The sequence below is a fragment of the Oleiphilus sp. HI0061 genome (assembly GCF_001635675.1).
In genome coordinates this window covers 1-699 of sequence record NZ_LWFE01001834.1, presented here as the reverse complement: position 1 = coordinate 699, position 699 = coordinate 1, and the positions used below count along the sequence as shown (strand labels likewise).

The following is a 699-nucleotide window of genomic DNA, read 5'->3' as shown; positions in this document are numbered from 1 at the left end:
AAAGTATTGTATTAGCTTTGGCCCTTCCGTGACTTTCACAGCACTGAAGGCTTCTTCAGCATTTCTATATACCTCAGCTTTTAACTCAATGGGAGCACCTGTGATAATTTTTTCCCGAATCTCTTCAAGTTCTTCCAAACTCAAAAAATTCAAGTAAGGCTCGTTCTCACTATAACTCAGGATAATCGAGCGTATTTGATCACGATGAGAGTCTGGGGTACGAGAACAAGCGTTACAGACCTCAAAGGCTATAGCCTTATTCTCACCGCAATAAATACATATACTTATCATAATATCGTCATTGGCCTTGTGCTAAGAGAGTACTATATGAAAGGAACAGCCAGCCTATCTTGGAAGATAAGCTAGCTTATTCTGGAATGCCTTAGCCTAATGCCCGAAGCTCTTCATAAGACCTTTAAGCTTGTCACCACCTTTCTCTTCAAGTTTCTCCATCAGCTTCTCTTTAGCTTTCGCTTTCAGTTTTTCCGTCTGCTTTGCTTTAGCTTCTTTGATAAGCTTATCAAGTATTTGTTTACCCATAGCCTGAGCAAGTTCCTTTGGAGGAAGGCCCGCACTTCCACCTACATTCGAGACAGCAAAGGTGGGGAGAGTTTCATCATACTTTTTCTGGCCAAGCGCACTCAGATCTAACGCTAGTTGCGTATCTTTGATAGTTAGCTTCTTGATCACGATGCGCAC

2 protein-coding genes are annotated in these 699 nt (G+C 41.9%); both read right to left on the bottom strand.

Going from position 1 to position 699, the window contains the following annotated elements:
* On the bottom strand, positions 1-291 hold a 291-nt coding region (locus A3735_RS32215; RefSeq protein ID WP_231882680.1), incomplete at its 3' end, for a hypothetical protein.
* 96 nt (positions 292-387) lie between these two features.
* Positions 388-699 (bottom strand): hypothetical protein (locus A3735_RS31585; protein WP_197486111.1); only part of this gene is annotated, 312 nt, incomplete at its 5' end.